The 23,170-nt window shown below is 55.8% G+C and carries 21 protein-coding genes; 7 read left to right on the top strand and 14 right to left on the bottom strand.

All coding sequences use genetic code 11. From position 1 onward, the window contains the following. The 6 genes from ftsH (at position 1) to ACR0AH_RS12190 (ending at position 6,697) form a co-directional block, all read left to right on the top strand. The gene (ftsH, locus tag ACR0AH_RS12165) at positions 1 to 1,917 is read left to right on the top strand and encodes an ATP-dependent zinc metalloprotease FtsH (RefSeq protein WP_170424311.1); all 1,917 of its coding nucleotides are present in this window, start codon (positions 1 to 3) and stop codon (positions 1,915 to 1,917) included. A 95-nt stretch (positions 1,918 to 2,012) separates the two neighbouring features. Then, positions 2,013 to 2,588 (top strand): MOSC domain-containing protein, encoded by a 576-nt coding sequence (locus ACR0AH_RS12170; protein ID WP_480592125.1) that lies wholly within the window; start codon positions 2,013 to 2,015, stop codon positions 2,586 to 2,588. Between the two features lie 166 nt (positions 2,589 to 2,754). Continuing rightward, positions 2,755 to 4,431 (top strand): formate--tetrahydrofolate ligase, encoded by a 1,677-nt coding sequence (locus ACR0AH_RS12175; protein ID WP_170397376.1) that lies wholly within the window; start codon positions 2,755 to 2,757, stop codon positions 4,429 to 4,431. 57 nt (positions 4,432 to 4,488) lie between these two features. Continuing rightward, positions 4,489 to 4,794 carry a chorismate mutase gene (locus tag ACR0AH_RS12180; protein WP_170404363.1) on the top strand — a complete coding sequence of 102 codons (306 nt, stop codon included), beginning with the start codon at positions 4,489 to 4,491 and terminating at the stop codon, positions 4,792 to 4,794. A gap of 53 nt (positions 4,795 to 4,847) precedes the next feature. Further along, positions 4,848 to 5,738, top strand: a complete 891-nt coding sequence (folD, locus tag ACR0AH_RS12185; protein ID WP_170397373.1) for a bifunctional methylenetetrahydrofolate dehydrogenase/methenyltetrahydrofolate cyclohydrolase FolD — start codon at positions 4,848 to 4,850, stop codon at positions 5,736 to 5,738. Positions 5,739 to 6,067: 329 nt separating this feature from the next. Then, positions 6,068 to 6,697 carry a LytTR family DNA-binding domain-containing protein gene (locus ACR0AH_RS12190; protein WP_480438819.1) on the top strand — a complete coding sequence of 210 codons (630 nt, stop codon included), beginning with the start codon at positions 6,068 to 6,070 and terminating at the stop codon, positions 6,695 to 6,697. 3 nt (positions 6,698 to 6,700) lie between these two features. Here the strand turns inward: ACR0AH_RS12190 and pdeM are convergent, their stop codons facing one another. The 14 genes from pdeM to ACR0AH_RS12260 form a co-directional block, all read right to left on the bottom strand. Continuing rightward, a complete protein-coding gene (gene pdeM, locus ACR0AH_RS12195; RefSeq protein ID WP_170733264.1) occupies positions 6,701 to 7,363 on the bottom strand; it encodes a ligase-associated DNA damage response endonuclease PdeM in 663 nt (220 codons plus the stop codon). 40 nt (positions 7,364 to 7,403) lie between these two features. Next, the gene (locus ACR0AH_RS12200) at positions 7,404 to 9,815 is read right to left on the bottom strand and encodes a ligase-associated DNA damage response DEXH box helicase (protein WP_170733263.1); all 2,412 of its coding nucleotides are present in this window, start codon (positions 9,813 to 9,815) and stop codon (positions 7,404 to 7,406) included. A gap of 49 nt (positions 9,816 to 9,864) precedes the next feature. Next, on the bottom strand, positions 9,865 to 11,172 hold the full coding sequence (locus ACR0AH_RS12205; RefSeq protein WP_170397365.1) for an ATPase: 1,308 nt from the start codon (positions 11,170 to 11,172) through the stop codon (positions 9,865 to 9,867). A 116-nt stretch (positions 11,173 to 11,288) separates the two neighbouring features. Further along, the gene (locus ACR0AH_RS12210; protein ID WP_170564705.1) at positions 11,289 to 11,834 is read right to left on the bottom strand and encodes a prepilin peptidase; all 546 of its coding nucleotides are present in this window, start codon (positions 11,832 to 11,834) and stop codon (positions 11,289 to 11,291) included. Positions 11,835 to 11,837: 3 nt separating this feature from the next. Beyond that, positions 11,838 to 12,689 (bottom strand): tetratricopeptide repeat protein, encoded by an 852-nt coding sequence (locus ACR0AH_RS12215; RefSeq protein WP_170397362.1) that lies wholly within the window; start codon positions 12,687 to 12,689, stop codon positions 11,838 to 11,840. A gap of 30 nt (positions 12,690 to 12,719) precedes the next feature. Next, positions 12,720 to 13,262 carry a tetratricopeptide repeat protein gene (locus ACR0AH_RS12220; RefSeq protein ID WP_370644360.1) on the bottom strand — a complete coding sequence of 181 codons (543 nt, stop codon included), beginning with the start codon at positions 13,260 to 13,262 and terminating at the stop codon, positions 12,720 to 12,722. A 52-nt stretch (positions 13,263 to 13,314) separates the two neighbouring features. Beyond that, the gene (locus tag ACR0AH_RS12225) at positions 13,315 to 14,292 is read right to left on the bottom strand and encodes a type II secretion system F family protein (RefSeq protein ID WP_170397360.1); all 978 of its coding nucleotides are present in this window, start codon (positions 14,290 to 14,292) and stop codon (positions 13,315 to 13,317) included. A gap of 11 nt (positions 14,293 to 14,303) precedes the next feature. Next, a complete protein-coding gene (locus ACR0AH_RS12230; RefSeq protein ID WP_170397358.1) occupies positions 14,304 to 15,272 on the bottom strand; it encodes a type II secretion system F family protein in 969 nt (322 codons plus the stop codon). Positions 15,273 to 15,284: 12 nt separating this feature from the next. After that, entirely contained in the window at positions 15,285 to 16,724 is a 1,440-nt protein-coding gene (locus ACR0AH_RS12235; RefSeq protein WP_170397349.1) for a TadA family conjugal transfer-associated ATPase, read from the bottom strand. Between the two features lie 17 nt (positions 16,725 to 16,741). Further along, complete coding sequence (locus ACR0AH_RS12240; RefSeq protein WP_480592128.1) at positions 16,742 to 17,974, bottom strand: CpaE/TadZ family protein; 1,233 nt, start codon at positions 17,972 to 17,974, stop codon at positions 16,742 to 16,744. Between the two features lie 201 nt (positions 17,975 to 18,175). Then, the gene (locus tag ACR0AH_RS12245) at positions 18,176 to 18,802 is read right to left on the bottom strand and encodes an OmpA family protein (RefSeq protein WP_170818072.1); all 627 of its coding nucleotides are present in this window, start codon (positions 18,800 to 18,802) and stop codon (positions 18,176 to 18,178) included. A 17-nt stretch (positions 18,803 to 18,819) separates the two neighbouring features. After that, on the bottom strand, positions 18,820 to 20,226 hold the full coding sequence (locus ACR0AH_RS12250) for a type II and III secretion system protein family protein (RefSeq protein WP_170397343.1): 1,407 nt from the start codon (positions 20,224 to 20,226) through the stop codon (positions 18,820 to 18,822). 196 nt (positions 20,227 to 20,422) lie between these two features. Beyond that, a complete protein-coding gene (gene cpaB / locus ACR0AH_RS12255) occupies positions 20,423 to 21,304 on the bottom strand; it encodes a Flp pilus assembly protein CpaB (RefSeq protein ID WP_170424295.1) in 882 nt (293 codons plus the stop codon). 445 nt (positions 21,305 to 21,749) lie between these two features. Continuing rightward, the gene (locus ACR0AH_RS12260; RefSeq protein ID WP_170511390.1) at positions 21,750 to 21,944 is read right to left on the bottom strand and encodes a hypothetical protein; all 195 of its coding nucleotides are present in this window, start codon (positions 21,942 to 21,944) and stop codon (positions 21,750 to 21,752) included. Between the two features lie 352 nt (positions 21,945 to 22,296). On the opposite strand from ACR0AH_RS12260, the gene ACR0AH_RS12265 reads away from it, so the two are divergent. Next, positions 22,297 to 23,163, top strand: a complete 867-nt coding sequence (locus ACR0AH_RS12265) for a transglycosylase SLT domain-containing protein (protein WP_170511416.1) — start codon at positions 22,297 to 22,299, stop codon at positions 23,161 to 23,163. Positions 23,164 to 23,170: the final 7 nt, after the last annotated feature.

Consider the following 23,170-nt stretch of genomic DNA (forward strand, 5'->3'; position numbering starts at 1 on the left):
TTGGGCAACGCTCGCAACATCGCCTTCTGGGTCGTTCTGTTTCTGCTGATCCTGGCACTGTTCAACCTATTCAGTGGACCCAGCGGGTCGCTTCAGAACAATGAACGCACCTATTCCGAATTCGTCAGCGCCGTGGACGCCGGAGACGTCACCAGCGTCACGCTGGATGGCGAACAGATCCGCTATCGCACGAATGAGAATCAGGACTTTGTCACCATCAAACCCACCGATGCCGAGGTGACGAAGCTGCTGATCGACAAGAACATCCCCGTTCGTGCTGAAAAACAGCAGCAATCGGGTTTCCAGTCGTTCCTGATCACGCTGCTGCCCTTCCTGCTGTTGATCGGTGTCTGGGTCTATTTCATGAACCGGATGCAGGGTGGTGGCAAAGGTGGCGCTATGGGTTTTGGCAAGTCCAAGGCCAAGATGCTGACCGAAAAGCATGGCCGGGTGACGTTCGACGACGTTGCGGGCATCGACGAGGCCAAGGAAGAGCTGGAAGAGATCGTGGAATTCCTGCGCAACCCGCAGAAATTTTCGCGTTTGGGCGGTAAGATTCCCAAAGGCGCGCTGCTGGTTGGCCCTCCGGGCACTGGTAAGACGCTACTTGCCCGTGCGATTGCGGGCGAGGCGGGAGTGCCGTTCTTTACGATCTCGGGTTCCGATTTCGTTGAAATGTTCGTTGGTGTTGGTGCATCGCGTGTGCGTGACATGTTCGAGCAAGCCAAGAAGAACGCGCCTTGTATCGTCTTCATCGACGAAATTGACGCCGTGGGGCGCCATCGTGGTGCTGGCTATGGCGGCGGTAACGACGAACGCGAACAGACTCTCAACCAGCTGCTGGTTGAGATGGACGGTTTCGAGGCCAATGAAGGCGTGATCATTCTGGCGGCCACCAACCGGAAGGACGTTCTGGACCCTGCGCTGCTGCGTCCGGGCCGGTTTGACCGCAACGTGACTGTTGGCAACCCCGACATCAAAGGCCGCGAAAAGATTCTGGGCGTGCACGCGCGCAAGACGCCTCTGGGTCCCGATGTCGACCTGCGCATTATCGCGCGCGGCACGCCGGGCTTTTCGGGTGCTGATCTGGCGAACCTCGTGAACGAGGCCGCATTGATGGCCGCCCGCGTCGGTCGTCGCTTTGTCACCATGGAGGACTTTGAGAACGCCAAAGACAAGGTGATGATGGGGGCCGAGCGCCGTTCGATGGTGCTGACGCAGGACCAGAAGGAAAAAACCGCCTATCACGAGGCCGGCCATGCCGTTGTAGGTCTGGAACTGCCGCTGTGCGATCCGGTCTATAAGGCGACCATCATTCCGCGCGGTGGTGCGCTGGGTATGGTTGTGTCACTGCCCGAAATGGATCGTCTGAACTATCACCGCGATGAGTGTGAGCAGAAGCTGGCCATGACTATGGCAGGCAAGGCCGCCGAGGTGATTAAATACGGCGAAGATCACGTGTCGAACGGCCCTGCGGGCGATATCATGCAGGCCAGCCAGTTGGCGCGCGCCATGGTGATGCGCTGGGGCATGTCCGACAAGGTCGGCAACATCGACTATGCCGAGGCGCATGAAGGCTATCAGGGCAACACCGCCGGGTTCTCGGTATCGGCCCATACCAAAGAGCTGATTGAAGAAGAGGTAAAGCGCCTGATCCAGCAAGGCTATGAACGCGCGCACAAGATCCTGACCGACAAGAACGAGGAATGGGAGCGACTGGCGCAAGGCCTGCTTGAGTATGAGACCCTGACCGGCGATGAGATCAAGCGCGTCATGAATGGCGAACCGCCCACCGAAAGCGATGATGAGGGTGACAGCCCCGATGAGGGCAACGCCCCCAGCGTGACTGCCATCCCGAAGACCAAGTCCAAGAAATCGCCGCCAGATGGCGGGATGGAACCAGAACCCACCGCATAACAACAAAACCCGGAGCCAGTCTCCGGGTTTTCTCTTTTCATCAGGGCGTTGCCGGGCATTATGCCTACAAACCTGCAGATGAATGGGGGCATCTCATGCCGTTCTTACGTGAAACAGAATATTCAGCCGACGTGGTATGGCTGGGCTATGTTCCAGCAGGCCAGTCTTTGCGGGCCAAGCCTGTCAATGCTTTGGACCTGAATTTTGATGGCGTTCAGGGGGAACGGCATCAGGGGCTCAATAGAGCGTCCTGTGTTCGGGTAGCGAATCTCTATCCAAAGGGCACCGAGATCCGGAATGTGCGGCAACTGTCAGTGCTGTCGGCAGAGGAATTGGGTGATGTCGCGGCTGAGATGGAGTTGGCAACGCTTGATCCGTCTTACCTTGGGGCTTCGATTGTCCTGAAGGGCATTCCCGATTTCTCTCATATCCCTCCGTCGTCGCGGTTGAAGGCCGAGAGCGGTTTGACGATCACTGTGGACATGGAAAACGCCCCCTGCGTTCTTCCGGGCCGCGAGATCGAGGCGGATCATACCGGTTACGGGGCGGCATTCAAACCTGCGGCCAAAGGGCGACGCGGGATAACGGCTTGGGTCGAACGCCCGGGGGCTCTGAAACGCGGCGACAAGATGCAATTGTTTGTGCCGGATCAGCCCCTTTGGAACCCATAGGTTCAATCCGTTTCCGATTTGCGCATTACGATTTCTCGCAACGCCGTTTCGCGGCATGAAAATGTCGGAATCCTTAGCCATCAGAGTTGTGTACGTCAGTATATGTTGCGCAGCGCCGACGCCCGTGCGTCGGTTTTGCACGGAATTCAATCAGGGACCCTGCCCAATGAGCTACAAATCCGACATTGAGATTGCCCGCGAGGCGAACAAAAAGCCGATTCAGGAAATCGGCGCGAAGCTGGGTATCTCCAGCGATGATCTGCTGCCTTACGGCCATGACAAGGCCAAAGTCAGCCAGGACTTCATCAACTCGGTACAGGACCGCGAAGACGGCAAGTTGATCCTGGTGACCGCGATCAACCCAACCCCCGCAGGAGAAGGCAAGACCACCACCACCGTAGGTCTGGGCGACGGCTTGAACCGCATCGGCAAGAACGCGATGATCTGTATCCGCGAAGCTTCGCTTGGCCCGAACTTCGGCATGAAGGGCGGCGCCGCAGGTGGCGGTTACGCGCAGGTTGTTCCGATGGAAGAAATGAACCTGCACTTCACGGGTGACTTCCACGCCATCACCTCGGCCCATTCGCTGCTGTCGGCGATGATCGACAACCACATTTACTGGGGTAACGAGCAGGAAATAGACACCCGCCGCGTTGCATGGCGCCGCGTCGTCGACATGAATGACCGTGCTCTGCGTCAGATCACGGCGTCTCTGGGCGGCGTGTCGAATGGTTTCCCGCGTGAAGCGGGCTTTGACATCACCGTGGCGTCCGAAGTCATGGCGATCCTCTGCTTGGCAAACGACTTGAAAGATCTGGAGAAGCGTCTGGGCGACATCATTGTTGCTTACCGCCGCGACAAGACCCCGGTTTACTGCCGCGATATCAAGGCAGAAGGTGCAATGACCGTTCTGTTGAAAGACGCGATGCAGCCGAACCTGGTGCAGACGCTGGAAAACAACCCGGCTTTTGTCCACGGCGGCCCGTTTGCAAACATCGCGCACGGCTGTAACTCGGTTATCGCAACCAAAACCGCTCTGAAAGTGGCCGACTATGTTGTCACCGAAGCGGGCTTTGGTGCTGACCTCGGTGCCGAGAAGTTCATGAACATTAAGTGCCGCAAGGCGGGTATTGCTCCGTCGGCAGTGGTACTGGTTGCCACCGTGCGCGCGATGAAAATGAATGGCGGCGTGGCCAAGGCTGACTTGGGTGCGGAAAACGTTGACGCTGTGAAATCAGGTTGCGCCAACCTGGGTCGCCACATCGAAAACGTCAAATCCTTCGGTGTTCCGGTTGTCGTCGCGATCAACCACTTCGTCACCGACACCGATGACGAAGTTCAGGCGGTCAAGGACTACTGCGGCGAGCATGGTGTTGAGGCGATCCTGTCGCGTCACTGGGAGCTGGGTTCGGATGGCTCTGCGCCTCTGGCCGAAAAAGTTGTCGAAATCGTCGAAAACGGCGCCGCGAACTTCTCACCGATCTACCCTGACGACATGTCGCTGTTCGAGAAGATCGAAACCATCGCCAAGCGTATCTATCGCGCCGACGAAGTTCTGGCCGACAACAAGATCCGCAACCAGCTGCGCGAATGGGAAGAAGCGGGCTACGGCAACCTGCCGGTCTGCATGGCGAAAACCCAGTATTCGTTCTCGACCGACCCAACCCTGCGCGGCGCGCCTACCGGACACTCGGTTCCGGTGCGTGAGGTTCGCCTTTCCGCTGGTGCCGGTTTCATCGTCGTTGTCTGCGGAGAGATCATGACCATGCCCGGTCTGCCGCGCAAACCGGCCGCCGAAACCATCTGCCTTAACGACGCAGGTGAGATCGAGGGCTTGTTCTAAGCTCTCAAATAAGACATCTCGTGGTCCGGGGATATCCCCGGGCCGCAGGAGACCAAAATGCCCACTCTGATACCTCCGCAAGACTGTCATTCGATGCAGGAATTGCGGCCTCAGATCGACAAGCTGGACCGCCAATTGATTGGATTGCTGGTAACGCGCGCAACCTATATCGACCGCGCGTCGCAACTGAAACCCGGCGAGGGCCTGCCAGCCCGCATCCCGGAACGTGTCGAAGATGTGGTGCAGCGCGTCCGCAAGAGCTCGGATGAGTTGGGTATGGACCCCGATCTTGCCGAAAAGCTCTGGCGTATACTGATTGATTGGTCGATTGCCCGCGAAGAACGCGTGCTCGGCCCAGACTGAAGAAACGGGCGCCTAGTGCGCCCGATCCGTTTTGTGAAAGAAGGGATCAAAGAATGGTAGCGCAGGTTATCGACGGAAAGGCTTTTGCCGCCAAAGTGCGCGCGCAGGTGGCTGACCAGGTTGCAAAGCTGAAAGAAGAGAACGGCATCACCCCCGGTCTGGCGGTGGTTCTGGTGGGCGAAGACCCGGCCAGCCAGGTCTATGTCCGTTCAAAGGGCAAGATGACCGTCGAGGTCGGCATGAACTCGTACGAGCACAAGCTGGATGTGGACACGTCCGAGGCGGACCTGCTGGCGCTGATTGACAAACTGAACAATGACCCTGCGGTGCACGGCATTCTGGTGCAACTGCCGCTGCCCAAGCATCTGAACGAAGATCTGGTGATCAACTCGATCGATCCGGCAAAGGATGTCGACGGGTTCCACATCTCGAATGTGGGCCTGCTGGGAACAGGTCAGAAGTCAATGGTGCCGTGCACTCCGCTGGGCTGTCTGATGATGTTGCGCGATCACCACGGCTCTTTGTCCGGCATGGATGCTGTAGTGATCGGTCGGTCTAACATCGTGGGTAAGCCGATGGCGCAGTTGCTTTTGGGCGACAGTTGCACCGTGACCATCGCGCATAGCCGCACCAAAGATCTTCCCGATGTTGTACGCCGTGCTGATATTGTGGTCGCCGCAGTTGGTCGCCCCGAGATGGTTCCGGGTGACTGGATCAAGGAAGGCGCAACTGTGATCGATGTCGGCATCAACCGGATCGAACGCGACGGCAAGAACAAGCTGGTTGGCGACGTTGACTACGCCACTGCGGCAGAACGCGCTGGTGCGATTACCCCTGTTCCCGGCGGAGTTGGCCCTATGACGATCGCCTGCCTCCTTGCGAACACGCTCACCGCGGCTTGCCGCGCAAACGGCTTGCCTGAACCTGAAGGTCTGACTGCTTAATAGCAGCCTCGGTGTTCAATCCGGGCGCAACGTCCATGATTGAATTGGCCGGAGAGCGAAAAGCTCTCCGGCCTTTTTCATTAGATTAGGATATTTATATAACTACATCTTGACTTGACCTTGCGTCGGTCGGTGATAATCCTTCTATTCCAGCCGTTTAAGGGATAATAATCCTGTCAGTTGGTGTTTCATGGTTTTACCATTGGCGAGGTGCGTTACCTGGTATGATGAAGCTGAGTCCGATCTTCTCGTTAATAAGTCTTCAACGGGTAGTGGCAGGTCTCGTTTTTATTCCTTTATTGGCGTATTCCTTTGCCCCCTTTCGGGATATGACACTGCCATTCAGTCAGCGGATGGTGTTCTGGACAGGTGTTATGCTGCTCGCGCTTGCAGCGACTTGGTCGGCTGGAAAGCTGGTACGCGAACGGCTAAATCGATCCGGATTGCTGGTCCGTGATTTTGCCTTCGTCCTGTTGATCCTGACATTGTTTGCACCATCACTGTGGTTTCTGACCTGGATTCTGTTCACGCTAAATGGATTGATGGCACCGGGCATTTTGAAAGTCGCCCCTTATGGTCTTCTCTTCGCCACCGGACTTTTGCTGGTGCGTCAGCGGGAAGAAACCGCAGCACCGCTATACGAACCCAGACCACGTCTTTTCAATCGTTTGCCCGCCACTTTCGAGGGGCAGGTTTATCGGTTAACCGTGCGCGATCACTATGTCGACGTGGTCACGTCCGATGGTACGTTTACAATCCGCTCGCGCTTTACCGACGCGATTGCCGAGATGGAGCCGGTACAAGGCCATTGTACGCACCGTTCACACTGGGTCGTGGATTCGGCGATTGTTGGGGTCGAAAAAGAAAAGGGAAAATCCTTTTTGCACCTAAGCAACGGCGATCAGGTTCCTGTCAGCAGGAAATACAAGCAACAGCTCGTGGACGACGGGTTGCTCTAGAACCTATCTGGGCATCGGGATGAGTTGTGGCTGCGCGCCGGTCAGAATTGCCCGCGCATCCGGTGCCATGATGCCGCTCAGAGCCTCTGCTGAACTGCGCAACCCCCCGGTGTAAGCGCCATAAGCTGGAAGGATCAGACGTGATTGATCCAACAAAAAAGCTGGGCGGGTGATCGAGCGCCCTCGGGCATTGAGGTTAACTTTGGGGTGGTAGTGGCCCGAGACTTCACCTGGACTGTTTTGCTGGGCGATATGGCGGAAAATCAGATCGTGGCAAGCCCACTCGGACAGATGTGTGCCGCCCATTTCTACCGGGCCGGGGTCATGGTTCCCCTCGATCCAGATCCAACGTCGACCAGCCTGCATTGCGGTGATCTGTTGCCTATCCTCAGCAGCCAACGCGCCCGAGGCATCGAGATCGTCAAAGCTGTCCCCTAAACAGATGACCGTCGTGGCACCGGTACTGGCAAGATCACTTGCCAATCGGGTCAATGTTTCGCGGCTGTCATACGGCGGCAATGTCGGGCCGCCCCTGCGGGCGATCCGTTCGGATTTGCCTAAATGCAGATCGGAAACACAGAGCAAGCCCTGTTCCGGCCACCATAGTGCGCCCGACCCAAGCGCAGCCAGGTCTTGGCCAGAAAATGAAAACGCGATCTTGTTCATGATCCGTTCTTCATACGATTTTGCGGATTGCGCAAGTGGTTTATGCCGGTTGCAATCCGGCGGCCTGCAGTAACCGGGCACTTTCTTCCGCAAGCAGGCGTTCCTCGGCTTCACCCTTGACGGGGACTTTGCCAACTTCGAGGAACAGAGGCGCCGCCAGGGGTGAGACGCGGTCTAGCCGCAGCAGGTCAATGCGGTCTCCGATCCGGGCGACCATGGCTTCGATCCGTCCGAAATCGACCAACCCGCGCATGGCCTCTTCGCGGGTGATTTGCATCAGCAGATGTTCAGGATCGTATTTCAGCAAGGTGTCATAGAGGATATCTGACGAAAATGTCGCCTGCCGACCACTCTTGCGCTGCCCACCAGTGTTGCGTTCGATCAACCCCGCGATTGTGGCCGAAGCACGAAATGTGCGTTTCATCACGGCGTTACCCGCCAGCCAAGTCTCCAATCCTTCTCGTAGCGCGTCCAACTGAAACAGTGGGCGCGGATCGGTCACCGCATCCAGCCCCCAGATTAAGGTGGCATAGTCAGTGGCTACAAATCCCAGCGGCGCAAGGCCGGTTTCCTCCATGCGTTTGGTCAACAGCAAGCCCAGCGTCTGTTGCGCATTGCGGCCGGCAAATCCGTAGACGCATAGATGCTCGCGCCCCCTGTCAGGGAAGCTTTCAATCAACAGGCGGTCACTTTGCGGCAGGCGTGATATCTCGCGCTGAAGACCCAGCCATTCGGCAGTGTGGCCTGGCAACTGAGGCCAATCCGGCTGTGCGAACATCCGCAGGATTCGGTCGCTCAGTTGGGTAGACGTGGCGAACTTGGTGCCCGAAAAGGTCGCAATCTTGGGCTTGCGGTCAGCGCGGCGGCTGACCTCGACCACCATCTCTCGCAGACCCTCATAGCGGACGATCTGACCACCGATCAGAAAGGTATCACCAGGGGTTAGCGAGGCCGCGAATCCCTCCTCTACCTCACCCAGAGGCTTGCCCCCGCGATTGCGCTTAAGCCGAACCTTCAGCGTGTCGGTGTCCTGAATCGTGCCAAGGTTCATGCGGATACGCTGTGCCGCCCTCGGGTCGCGCAATTGCCAGGCTCCATCCGGGCGCTGCTGTAGCCTCTGCCACCGATCATAGGCTCGCAGGGCATATCCACCGGTGGCGCAGAATTCCAAACAGGCATCGAATTCAGCACGGGTGATCTGCGCATAAGGCCCGGCAGCCGTCATTTCGGCGTAGAGTGCATCTGCATCAAACGGTCCCGCTGCGGCGGCGATCAGAATATGCTGGCACAAAACGTCCCTGGGTCCTGGCCCGCGGGGGTCGCCATCCAGATCATGTTCTTGCACAGCTTCCAGTGCAGCAACACATTCGACCACTTCGAACCGGTTGGCTGGGACGAGAATAGCTTTGGAAGGGGCATTGTAGCGGTGATTTGCGCGCCCGATCCGCTGCACCAGCCGCTTGACGTTCTTCGGCGCGCCGATCTGGATCACCAGATCCACATCGCCCCAGTCGATCCCCAGATCGAGGCTGCCGGTACAGACAATTGCCCTCAGATCACCCCTGACCATCGCGGCCTCGACCCGTTCGCGTTGTTGCCGATCCAGGCTGCCGTGGTGAATGCCGATGGGCAGAGCGTCGTCGTTGGCGAGCCAGAGGTTGTGAAAGAAAATCTCGGCCTGCGCCCGAGTATTGTGAAAGATAAGTGTCGTCTTGTGCTTTTTGATCTGCTCCATCACAGCGGGGATGGAATAGGCTGCGCCACCGCCCGACCATGGCGGCATCTCTTGTGTTTGCAGCATCGAGATATCGGGGTCAGGGCCGGGATCAGCCTGAATAACTCGGCAAGGATCGGGATTGCGGGCTAGAAATCGTGCGATGCCTTCGGGGTCTTCAACCGTGGCGGACAAGCCTACGCGGCGCAGATCGGGGCAGAGTGTCTGCAATCGTGCCAGCGCCAGCATCAATTGATCCCCCCGTTTGCTTTCTGCCAGTGCATGTATTTCGTCGACAACAATGCGCTGGACCCCAGCAAACATGCGCGGAGCATCTTCGTATGAAGTAAGTAACGCCAGACTCTCGGGCGTGGTCAGAAGGATATGTGGAGGATCGGCGCGCTGGCGTTTCTTCTGCGTGGCCGATGTGTCGCCGGTGCGATCTTCGATCCGAATTGGTAGGCCGATTTCCTCGACGGGAACGCGCAGATTGCGCCTGATGTCCGCTGCCAGCGCCTTGAGAGGAGACACATAAAGCGTGTGCAATCCGTCATGCTGCCCCAGCGCCAACTCGGCCAAGGAAGGCAGAAACCCGGCCATGGTTTTGCCGCCACCAGTTGGAGCGATAAGTAGGGCCGCGGGATCATTCGCCCGCTCAAACATGTCTTGCTGATGTGGATGAATCGACCAGCCTTTGTTCGAAAACCAGTTTTGGATTGCCGGGGGAATCTGCACCATCCGGCAAACCTAGCGCAGCCCTCAGGCCATGGAAACCAGGACAAGGGGATCAGTGAATGATCTTTTCTTCCTTAACGAACATGTTGGCCCAGGCTCGGTCGATCAGGTCAGGACTCATCTGATAAGGGATACCCTCAAACTCGCAGATTGAGATCATCTGGTCGATCAGGAAGATCGGCTGATAGTTGGCGTAGATGTTGTTGATGGTCGGGTATTTGACCTTCAGCAAATGCACTAGCGCCGCCTCGTCTAGTGGCATACCGCGCTTGCGGGCGACCATGGCAAAGATCTTCAGGAAGTTCTCTTGGTTCGGGCCGTCGATTTTGATCTTGAAGAAAATCCGGCGCAGGGCCGCTTGGTCGAAAATCTCATTCGGGTGGAAGTTGGTCGAAAATATAACCAGCGTGTCGAATGGTACTTCGAACTTCTCACCCGATTGCAGGCCAAGGATATCCTTGCTTTCTTCAAGCGGAACAATCCAGCGGTTGATCAGGGCCTGAGGGGGCTCTGCCTGACGTCCAAGGTCGTCCACGATGAAGATGCCGCCGGTGGATTTCAGCTGCAGAGGCGCCTGATAAGTACGCGCAGTGGGGTTGTAGACCAAATCCAGCATGCTCAGTGACAGTTCACCACCAGTCACAACGGTGGGGCGTTCGCATTGAACATAGCGAGTGTCGAACCGCTTGCGGCGGCGCAGACTGTTGGGATCGTCCTCTTCTTGCTCGATCGCGGTGTGCACGATCGGGTCGTAGACCGTAATCACCTGACCGGCATATTCGATTGCGCGCGGAACATAGACGTTGTCCCCCAAAGCATCGCGAATGCCGTTCGAGATCGAGGATTTACCATTGCCCGGAGGGCCATACATCAGAATTGAGCGACCGGCGCTGACCGCCGGGCCCAGATGATCCAGCAGGCTGTCGGGCAGAACAAGATGGCCCATCGCGCCGGTTAGCTGGTCGCGGGTGACTTGAATGTTGCGGATCGACTGGCGCTTGACCTGCTCGCGGTAAACATCGAGCGGCACCGGCATCGCACCGAAATATTCAGACTGGCTCAACGCATCCAACGCCCGCGCTTTGCCTGCATCGGTCAGCTGATAGCCCATTTCATTGCCGGAGTTGGCGTTCAGAGTCCCGGTCGCTTCAAGCAGTTTCTGCTCGCGTGCGATATCAACTAGTTCCTGTGTCACGGACCCGGGCAAACAGATGGCACCCGCGATTTCGCTGACCGTATCCACGTTCTTGCGAAAGACGGTCTTCAACAGAATGTCCCGCATCATCACCAGCGGAAGTTGCATTTCTCCCAGGCCTTTAGGGGCAGGGGGGGCAATCACAGAGGAGGTCTGCATATTCATGAGCGGGGCTCGTCCATCCAAAAATCACGCAAAAGGCCCTTGCGGGGCCGCTTTGGAAGAATTTGGCGCGGATTTGTGGCAGGACAAAGGCGCGGGCAAGGCGCGCTGATGATTGTTCACGATCCGTGGATTATGCCCAAAATCAAATAAACAACGAGGCTGCCAGCCAGCGTCAGACCCATAGGGAACTGTTTGCCGCGATCCCAGCTTTCCCAATGTGGCGCGATCTGGCGCAGCCGGGTGTATTTCGCCAACCGGTGGGCAAAGAACGCTCCCAGCAGAGTTGCCGTCAGAATCACCATGACCCACATCAGGTCACCGACCCAGACAAACGCTGCGGCTGCGGCACAGAACTTCGCGTCTCCGGCCCCCATCACCCCAGCTGCATTTAGCACGATGCCGATAACAAGAACGACAACCATGTGAAGCAGCTGCCATCCGTAGACAGGCAGGGTCAGGGTTAACGGCCCGATGTTGCCGGGGATCCACGGACCGGACCACGGTGGCAATGCGATAAGCCCGACGATGAGATAAACAACCGCCAGCGCGATGACCGCGTGGTTCTTGATCCGCATCTCACGCATATCCGTAAAGGCAACGTAGAAACAGATCGGCAGAACAAAAGGTAGAAACCACGCCGCCGCTGCCGCTGGTATGATCATGGATCAGGCGTCCTCAAGGGCCCGAAGCGAGCGGACCGCCTCGTCATAATGCTGCGGGTGGGTGGAAATCGCCTCGCGATAGAGGTTCTTGGCCAGGTTGATATTCCCCTGTTTCACGGCTGAAATGGCCATGGTGTTCAACAGTTTCGCCCGTTCGGTCTGCGTCATTGGGACAACAGGAACGCTGTAGTTGCCTTGCGCGCTGCGCGCCAGAACAAGGTTGTTCTTGGCGGTGAACATAGAATTGTCCTGCCTAATGGCGTCGGTAAACAGCCGCTCGGCTTCCGCATATTGCCCGCGCGTCAGTTTGGAATAGCCCCAGTTGTTCATGACGCCAGCAGGGCGGGTCGTCAGGCCCACTGCGGTTTCGTAGTAATGATCGGCGCGATTCCAGTCTTTTTTGGCATCTGCCACCAGCGCTTCAAGCCGATACCGTTTAAAGGTTTCATATGTAGGAGGGATTTTGTCCAATGTCGCCTTTGCGCCATCCCAGTTGCCGCTGCGAATCTGCGCATCAGCGTATTCGACACGGTCGGCGTTGTTGGCCCCTTTCATGCTCAGCACTCGTTTCCACGCGGCGGAAGCTTCAGTGCTGCGCTTGGCACGGGTCAGCGTGATTGCTAGTCCTCGTTGCAGGTCGATGCGGTCGGGGTTCTTGGCGGCCGCACTTTGGAAATAGGTCACCGCCTCATTGGGATCGGCCGCATTCAGCATCACGTCATTCAGGTTGGTCTCGTCGATGACGTTCACTTCCTGAAAAGTACGTTCAACCTTTTCCTCTTCGGTTTCCTTTGCGCAGGCGGCCAAAACCAGCCCGCACGCCAGCATCGTCGGAATCAAGAAGGGTTGGCGCATTTTTGTGCGTCCTTTACTGCTCTGCCTCTATTACTGGATTTTACGCAGAACAAATTGCCCGTTGCCGCGCTGCTCCAGTTCAAATTCTTGTTCTTGTGGGGTATTATTAACAGGATTTTCCATTTTTGCGAGTGCTAACCGCAGATTGTCGCGGATTGCGTCACTTTCGCCATTGTCCAGCGCATAGGCTCTGCGGAACATCTGCGCGGCTTCGGCATATTCGCCCGTTTCCACCAAGAAGACACCCAGGTTGTTCCATGCCACAGGCCACTCGGGATCGTCCTCGACAGCACGACGCAATAGCGGTTCAGCTTGGCCAATCCGGCGCAATCCCAAATTAGCTGTCCCAAGCGAAGTCAGGATTTGCGGGGTCATACCCTGTTGCAACGCGGCACGGGTGAAGGATTCAAGTGCAAGCTCATATTCGCCCGCCGCCATCAATCGGTTTCCGACGGTCACCTCATCTACCGCAGGCCCATCTGGGTCGACGCCAGGGGCAAACGGATCGTCTGTCGCGCCTGTTTCAGTGCAAGAGGCCACCATGGTGAAAACCATGGCGGCCTGAATTGTCATACGAAGGTGCCAACAACCTGATTTGGCAACCCAGCGAAGAAGCGGGAAGGCGTTATCGGTTTCCAAACTCCATAATACCTTTTGCCGAAGGTCCAACAAGGATGACCAGCAGAGGAGGGACGGTCAACATCATTGTCGCAAGGGTCATTTTGGTTGGCAACTTATTCGCTGCCTCTTCGGCGCGCATCACGCGTTTGTCACGCATTTCATCGGCATAAACCCGCAACGCTTCGGCAATGGATGTCCCGAATGTCGCTGATTGGATCATCACGGTGACGAACGCGCTAACGTCCTGAACGCCGCATCGCGTCGCGAAGTCGCGCAAAACGGTGTCCTTTTCTTTACCGGCTTTCATTTCGTAGGCGACAACCTCGAACTCAAGCGCGATGTCTGGGTAAGATGCTTTCATCTCAGACGCGACCCGTACAATGGCCTGATCCAAGGACTGCCCGGCCTCGACGCATACCAACATCAGATCGAGCGTATCAGGGAAACCATTTACGATCGCTTCCTTGCGTTCCTCTACGCGCCGCGTGATCCAGTATTTGGGCACGAAGTAACCCGCAATACCAGGTCCCAGAACGCGAATGAGGATTTGCGTCGAGTCAAATTCCTGATCGCCCGCAAACACGGTAACCAGCGAGACGCCGATCAGGATCCCGATTATGCCCAATGCGAACTGAGCGAAGTGATAGAAACGAACCGCGTCCTTGGACTGATAGCCGGCTTGCCTCAACTTGAGTTGAACGGCGGTATACTCTTCTTCGTTCTTGGGTTCGAGAAAGTTGGCGAACTTCTCAAGCTGTTCGTTCCGGCTGGCTGTTCTGAGACGTTCTTTCTTTTCTTTCTTGTTGTTTTTTGGCGGTGAATTTGACCGCTGCAACTTCTTTAGTGGGTCTTCCGGCTGGTTCAGCATCAGCGGGATCGTGACCAGGATCATGAACAATCCCAAAACGCCCACGACAATCAGCGGACCGAATTCACCCAAGTTCTGCTTCAACAGTTCATTGATCTGGTTCAAAAATTCCATCTTTGGGCCTCTTAAACCTTAATGTCGGTCAGGATACGCATGACGATCAGGTTCAGGGTCAGCGTGATACCGACAAAGAAACATGCCGGAATGAAAAGCGGATCGTCGATTACGGCGTCGTAGTAGTTCGGGTCCTTAACCATGATGAACAGAAGACAGGCGACCGGGAAACCCGACAGGAATTTGCCCGACCATTTGGCTTCGGCGGTGATAGCGTTCACCCGGCGGAACAGTCGGAAACGTGCGCGGATCACCTTGGCCAAACCGGCCAAAATATCGGCAAGGTTACCCCCCGATTGCTGCTGGATCGAAACGGCGACGGCCAAAAACCGTAAATCCTGCATGTCCAGCCGCTCTGCCATATCCTTGAGTGCTTCACCGACATCCCGGCCATAAGCGGATTCATCCGAGATAACACCGAACTCTGTCGCAAGGGGGTCCTCGACCTCGTTAGCAACGATTTGGATCGAGGAAACAAATGGGTTTCCGACGCGAAGTGACCGAACCATCAGTTCCACCGCATCGGGCAATTGTTCTTCAATCAAGGCCATACGTTTATTGGCTTTGTTATTGACCCAAGCGTACACCGCTCCGACCCCGATCGCGACCGATAGAGCCGCCCGAAGCGTCGGTTCGGTCGCTGTTCCTACGCTCAAACCTACAAAAGCTAGCCCTGAAACCAGCGCCATGATCACAATCAACTGCCGAGGAGAGAAGGCGATCGCCGCCTTCTGCGCCTTGTCTGCCAATAGCGAGTAGAGCGGTATGCTCTGCGACTTCATGTGCTGCTGCATTTCCTTGCGCAGCTGCTCCAGTACTTGCTCGCGCCCGACGCCCTTATCGATCATGTCCAGCCTGCGATTGACGCGGCTGTTCAGGCTGATCGATTTTCCGAATGCGACGAGATATATACCTTCGACCAGGGCAAAGACCCCGACGAAAATCACGATGTAGATGAGCGCCTCGACAGGCAGTTGCATATCTTGGTTCTCCTACATCGTGGTTGGATCGTAGATCGAGGCGGGCAGATCGAAGCCCCACAGACGGAAGCGCTCGGAATAGTGGCTGCGCACACCTGTGGCGGTGAAATGACCGATGATCTTGTTGTCGGGGGTCAGGCCAACACGTTGAAATTTAAATATTTCCTGCATCGAGATGACGTCACCTTCCATGCCGGTAATTTCGGTGATTGATGTCATCCGGCGCGAACCATCCTGCAGACGGCTGGCCTGAACGATCAGATTCACAGCCGACGAGATCTGGCTGCGGACCGCTTTGATCGGCATTTCGATCCCCGCCATGGCGATCATGTTTTCAAGACGCGAGATGCCATCGCGGGCCGAGTTGGCGTGGATCGTGGTCATCGAACCATCGTGGCCTGTGTTCATGGCCTGAAGCATGTCGATCACCTCGGCGCCACGCGTCTCACCAACGATGATGCGGTCGGGGCGCATACGCAGGGCGTTCTTCAAACAATCGCGAGGGCTGACCTCACCTTTGCCTTCAACGTTGGGCGGGCGGCTTTCCATCCGGCCAACATGTGTCTGCTGCAGCTGAAGTTCCGCCGTATCCTCAATGGTCAGAATGCGCTCGGCGTCGTCGATAAAGCTCGACAGCGCGTTCAGCGTTGTCGTTTTACCGGAACCGGTACCGCCCGAAACAATGATATTCAGACGAGTCGACACGGCGGCTTGCAGATAGGCTGCCATTTCTTCGGTAAACGCACCGAAATTGACCAGATCGTCGATGCCGAGCTTGTCTTTCTTAAACTTACGAATGGAAACAAGCGAACCATCCACCGCGATCGGCGGCACCATCGCATTGAAACGTGAGCCATCAGCCAAGCGGGCGTCAACATACGGGTTGGATTCATCGACACGGCGACCAACGGCAGAAACGATCTTGTCGATGATCCGCATCAGGTGCTTTTCGTCTTTGAACGTGATGTCGCTGATCTCAAGCTTACCGGCCCGTTCGACAAAAATCTGCTGGGGGCCGTTGACCAGAATATCGTTGACCGAGTCGTCTTGTAGCAGCGCTTCCAGCGGCCCGAGACCGGTGACCTCGTCATAAAGCTCTTTGTTCAGCTGGCTGCGGTCTTCACGGTTCAGAACGATGTTGCGGGCTTCCAGAACTTCGCTGGCAATCGCGCTGATTTCTGTCCGCAGCTCGGATTCTTCAGCTTTTTCAAGGGCTGCGAGGTTCAGGTTTTCAAGAAGCTCGCGGTGCAGCTCAAGCTTGATTTCGCCCAGCCGTTCCTTGCGTTTGCGTTCCTTGTCGTTTCCAACAACTTCTGCTGCCTTTTTCTTGACCGGCTTGCGCGCAATTGCGTTGGCAGCTGGTGCCGCAGCTGCCGCTGCCGGGGCCTCGACTTTCGACGCCTGGGTTTCAACCGGCTGCGCCGAAGGCTGTTTTTTGTATCTTGAAAACACGGCAGCTCCCCTTTGAGTTATGCGGCTTCGGCGTCACTGCTGCCAAGGCTATGAAGCGATTGAGCCAATTTGGCGATTTCCCGGCGCAGTGGGTTCTTGGCCGCTGAATTTGCCAGCGGTAAACCGTGGTCGCCGCTTTGCATGACGGGTTTGCCGCCATCGGGCAGAAGCAGATCAATGGAAATACCCAGACTTTCGCCCATACGTTTAACCCGGCTTTTACCGTTGAGATCGGTAAATTTCGGAGCCCGATTCATAGCAAACCGCAGTTTGTTGAAGGGTAATTCCTCGGCCTGCAGTGCCCGTTTCAGACGCAATGCATTCTGTGCCGAGCGCATATCCAGCTCGAGCAAGGCAAAATAGACATGGGCGGCCTGCAGAACCGTTTCTGACCAGTGAACAAGTGTTTTTGGCATGTCTATGACGACATAATCAAAATTCGCGCGTGCGGTGTCGATCACACGCTGAATGTCCTCAGGCGTGATGATGTCCAGCGGCACCATGTCAGATGGTGCCGTTAGAACTTGCAGCTTCTCTTCAAACGTCTGGAGCGCTTGTCCGAAAGAGTCTTCGTCCATCGAATCCGTGTCTGAGAGCATTTCGAACACGGCTTCATGACGAGGCAGATCCAAATAGGTCGAAACTGTGCCGTATTGCAGATCTAGATCGATCAGGCACACTTTCGGGGCTTCTTTGGCTGAAACCGTTGCAAGTTCCCATGCCAGATTGACCGCCATGGTTGTAGAACCAACTCCACCTGCTAGACCCTGCACGACAAAAAGCGCTCCTTCTTTCGAGGAGCTGTTCGTCGCAATAGGCGCTGCTTGTGGTGCCACAACCGGATCGGGTTGTTGCATACGATCGATGGCTTCCTGAAGTTCATTTTCGGGAAGCGGGTAGGGGACAAACTCGTCCGCACCTCTGCGTAGCAGCTGATGCAATGCGGCAGGGGTGACATCCTCGGCGATCAAGACAACCTTGATGCCTTTTTCCTTGGCCTGAGTGATGATCTCACCCATCAGTGTCAGGTTGTCTTCGTCATCGCCGTCCAGCGCCAGCGCTACAAATTGAAGCGTCTTGGCTTCGGGTTGGCTAAAGAACGCAAGCGCTTCGGCAAATCCAAGATCACCCCAGCGTTCGCCCAGCGCAGCTTCCATATCCTCGATCAAAAGGTCGAAGTTCTGGACATCACGGCTGATGGTACAGGCCAAAATGGCGTTATTATCGTCTTGCGGCGTCGCGCTCGTCATTAACACAATCCTCATCGAGAGGGCTGAGCAAACCATTTGAACGCGAGAAGATTCAGTTCTGGTATGCTGTCGCCCGATGCGGTCGATTTTGGCCGCAGGTCACCCAATTGTTCACAAAGTGGCTTGGAAGTTAGGCAAGAATTGGGCGCAAAAGAACCAATTGTAGGGAAATGGGCGACAATGCCGCCCATTTCCTATTTATTAGTCGCTGGTACCACCGGCGTCTTCTTGCCGTTGGATATCGCTTATCGGGATCGCGCTTGAGATGTATTCGCGATAGATCACGTCCGCATATTTTCCATCCAGAATATTTGGATGCCGATCGAAGAAGCCCGATACCTCGGTCACTGTCCGCCGATTGCGTCGATCCCGATCTTGGGTGGCAACCAACGGCCTGGATTTACCAAAGGAAACAACGGCTTCCAACCGTGAGCGCGATATTCCTTGTCGTGTCAGGAATGCAACGGCGGCATTGGCGCGGCGCTGGCCCAATCGCTTGTTATATGCGTCAGAGCCAACGGCATCCGTGTGCCCATAGACACGGAACCGCGCCTCGGGGAACTGTTTGATCCAGGCCGCCTGCTGCAACAGGATTCGTTGCGCCGAAGCGTCCAATTGCGCGCTATCGAAGGCAAAGTTGATCTGTGTTGGCACCTCGGCAGCGAAACGCCGCGCGAGGATTTGGCCATACGTCAACTCACCATTCATGACCTGAATGTTGTTCAGTGTAGCGTTACCAAACGTGCCCTGATCGATTTCGTACCCGGCCTCGCGTGTACAACCGGCGACAGCAACCGAAAGACCCAGTGTGATGATCCACTTTTCCATTGGTTCTATCCTCTCTATCAGTCCAGCACGTAGCCGTAAGAGGTGCCAAAATCCTGATTGGCAACTTCAGAGGCTGCACCATTTCCGGCGCGTTCAGTCCGAGAGATCTTGCCGTTTACGAACAGATCGAACTCGCTGGGCGGTTTCACGCGATCGGTCGGCAGGGCAAGCGCCTCGCCACGAGTGGGCGACACCAGATGCGCGGTAATGATGATGATCAATTCACTCTGCTCACGCTGATACTGAGCGCTCCTGAACAACGCGCCCAATACAGGCACATCGCCAAGCCAGGGAACCTGGCTGTTCAGATCCGTGAAATCATCCTGGATTAGGCCTGCAATGGCAAAGCTCTCACCGTCGCGCAACTCGATGGTTGTCCGTGTTTGACGCGTGATGAAGCTGGGAACATTGTCGCCGTTAATCGTGAAGTTCGCACTCTGGTCGATGCTCGATACTGATGCACCCAGTTCCAGGTTGATCAGGTTGCCATCGACGACGCGCGGAACAAACAGGAGCTGTACGCCAAACTGACGATACTCGATCGCAACAACACCGTCGCCTTGGGGTACTGGGATTGGCACCTCACCACCGGCAAGGAACTCCGCCTCTTGGCCAGACAGTGCAGAAAGATTCGGTTCTGCCAAGCTGCGAACCAAACCCTTGGTTTCAAGGGCTTCCAAAAGCAGTCTAACCTGTGTCGACCCCGCGCCGAAACCGAAGAGAATGGCACCGGAATTTGTCTGAACAAACGGGATGTTGTTCGCCAGTGCGTTGTTCAGTGCGCCCTGGTTATTCAAGGAATTGAAGCCCGCAGTGGTGTCGCCACCGCCAAAGCCCAACGATGCCGACAAGTTTTTGGCTACAGAGCGGTTCATTTCCGCAAAGCGCACTTTCAGCATGACCTGCTGCACGCCACCGACATTCATCAGGTTCGATACACGTTCAGGGGCATACCGTTCTGCCAACTCAAGCGCACGCGCCAGTTTGGCACTGCTGGAAACTGTTCCCGACAAGACGATCCCATCATTGGCGGTCCGAACCTCGATTCGCTCACTGGGAAGAATCTGACGCAAGCGTTCTTTGAATTCCGAAACATCAGGGGAAACACGCACACGCACGTTGGTAATCAGATTACCCGCGCCGTCGAACATTGTCAGGGTGGTTGTACCCGGTGCCCGACCGAGAACATAGATAGTGCGGTCCGACAGGGTCGAAATATCCGCTATGCCTGCATTAGCAATGCTGATGTCTGCGAACGGTTGTTCGCTCTCCACCACGATTGCGCGATTTACGGGGACATCCAGCGTTTCCGCCGTACCCTTTTTAACCACGCGAAGATTTTGGGCCCAAGCGGCATCGCCGATTGGGCTCACAACTAGCGACAACCCCAGCAGGGTTGCGCTGATCCAGGAACGTATTGTCATGTGACCTGCCTCTCCGATCACCACTCGATTTTTTTTGGGTCTTATGCCCTATGCTATGAAACCCTGCGACAGAACCAGATTTATTGCAATAATCAATGGTTTCTGGAAAGTTCCTTATGTGGATTATGCGCAACAACACAAAGAAAGAGACCGCGCAAAATGCGCGGTCTTTGTCTCGTAAAGGTCTGAAACTTAGTTAGTTTGTACAGGGAATTGGGGTCTCTACCGTCTCGCCGCCACGACGGGTGCGGATTGTGCAGACCTTCTCCGGAGCTGCGACGGGGGCCGGGGCCCTCTCTTCAATGCCAAGCAAAGACTGCTGATCGACTTCAACCACCTCTGCCACCTTGTCATCTTGAGCGCCAACCAGTGCCAGCGACATGCGACCCGTGTTCTGAGCCTGCGCCAAAGCGGCGATCTGTTGTGGCGTCGCTGCAACTGTGACCGTGCGAGCAATGGTTGTGCCGGTCACATCCAGACCCGCCGACTGATCAACAGCGACCAATTCGATGTTCGTCAGTACCAAACGAGTAATCTCACCGCGGCCAGAATCACTGGTGCCACGCAATGAGCCGGTCCAATACACGTCCACCGTATCGCCTGGGCGCAAAAAGCCCGATACGCCAGATGCCACATCAACGCTTATCGCAAATGCGCGCATTCCCTTGGGCAATTGTGACCTGAGGCCAGCAGTCTCGCCTGGATTAGTGACTTTGACTTCCATAATCGCTTCGTCTTTCTCCATCGCGCGGAGAACGAATCGTTCATTGTTTTTGATTTCCGGGAATAGGGTTGTCATGTCCACGAAGGCACCCTCGGGAATCGCATCCTCTGGCCACTGAACGACGCGGATATCTTCCTGGTTCAAACGTTCGCCGTATTTGAAGGAGCGATTCGAAACCAAAACGCCTACTGTCGGGACAATGCCCGCCTGCGCATTGGCAAGCGCCTCTTCGCGCAACTTGCGTTCCTGAGCAAGTTTGGCCTGATTGTCCGTGATGTATTCGCGTGCCATATAGACAGCACCACCGGCCAACGCGACCCCGATGATAAGAACAAGTCCAAAAACAGCTCGCATTTGTCCCTCTTTATTTTCCGTAGACCGCGACTCTTGAAGTCACATCGATTCAGGATCCAAGATATTTTTCAATTGTGTCGAAAAAGCGGACAATCCCGGTAATTTTTGGCAGAAAATTCGCTTATTCGCAGGGTTGCCGTTTCGCTAGTAAATGGGAACGGGCCCGCGCTACTCAAAGACCATCTCTTCTACTTCTACATTTGCGATCGGCTGTCCCGCTGTTAGAAGTCCTTGGCTCAGGATGAAGTAGATTATTGCGGCGAGACCTGCGATTGCAGCAGTTAAAACCACCCAGTCTACGGTTATCGCGCCGGTCTCATCGGTTCGGAAACTATATACTCTTTTTAACATTGGACTATACCGGATCGCTCTCTTCTGAAAACAAAGGGGCCACGCCTTTGAGTAAAGACATGGCCCCAAGTTGTTATGCTAGACCGATAACAGATTAATCGGTATCCGGAACTGTCACAGTTACCGAACCCAGAGCGTCATCGATGTTGCCTGCCAGGCTGCTGGCACCATTGTGGATCTGGTTGTAAGCAACGGCTGCCAGGCCAACAACAGCTGCGGTCAGAACGACCCAGTCTACAGTTACGGCGCCGTCTTCGTCTTTGCGGAAGTTCTTGATGAACTTGATCATGTTATGTCCCTCCTAAAGGATCAAAAATTAATTAACCTCGGCGTCTTTCAGAGCTTTCTCTCTCAGTCCGCTCCCGATCGTCTCGGTATGGATATATGTTTGACCCCTGTGCGTGGCAGGAATTGGGCCAAACCAATATTTTTTTGCTCAAAGCTTAATTTTTTGTTGGTGAATTTAGTAACTAATTGGAAATAAATAAAAAAAATCACACCTTTTTTGTACTTCCGTTGTGTGGGCGATGCAAAATGGCGGCAATTGAGGCGAAATTGCCCCAATTCGCTTGGTTTTTCTGGTGTTGCGGGCCGTTATGATGTTCAAAATGCTTCAAAAGATAAGAAATCGAGGCAGGCAAATGTATTTCCGGGACGCAGTATTATGCGCCGGTGCAGCGGTGTTTCTGATGGCGGGTGCAATTCCTGTCACTGCAACCGAAACCGAGCCGCGCGGCGTCTATAAGCGCATAAAGGCCCCGAAACCGGGGACACGTCCGCGCGTGACGATTCAGATCACGCCCGAACAACATGCAGCATCACCATCAGCCCCCAGCACTGGCGCCAAGCTGGAAGTGCCTGAGATTGCCGCTATCGCAAAGCCGCCCCCATCGGTTCCTCAGAAGATTGCGGGGGCGACCAAGCCAGTTGGCTCTTATAAAGCATTCTGGAGCCGGGTATCCCCCGATCTAGCGCAGGCCAGCGCAGGTAGGCTGAGAGAGGCCGTTCAAGCGCTCACTGCCACGGGTGTCGCGGCGCCGCGTCTGCAGACCTTGCAAGACATCGCAGAAAAGCGAGGGGTGGATATTCTACGTTCGACCGTAGGGACCAATGTCTCACCCGCACTTGTCCTAGCCGTTATCTCGGTAGAATCTGCGGGCCGCACACAGGCTGTCAGTTCTGCCGGGGCGCAGGGCTTGATGCAATTGATGCCAGCTACCGCCGAACGTTTTGGGGTAGAGGACAGCCTGAAACCTGAACAGAATATTGAAGGTGGGGTCAAATACCTGCATTGGCTCATGAACGAGTTCGACAATGACCCGATTCTTGTATTGGCAGGTTACAATGCCGGCGAAGGGGCCGTGCGCAAGCATAGTGGTGTGCCACCTTATGCCGAGACCAGAGACTACGTGCCCAAGGTTCTGGCCGCGTTTCAGGTCGCGAGTGCTCTTTGTACAACAACACCGCAGTTCGTTTCGGACCCCTGCATTTTTCAGACTTCGAACTAAAAAAGGC

It is taken from the genome of Ruegeria sp. AM5 (genome assembly GCF_056540645.1).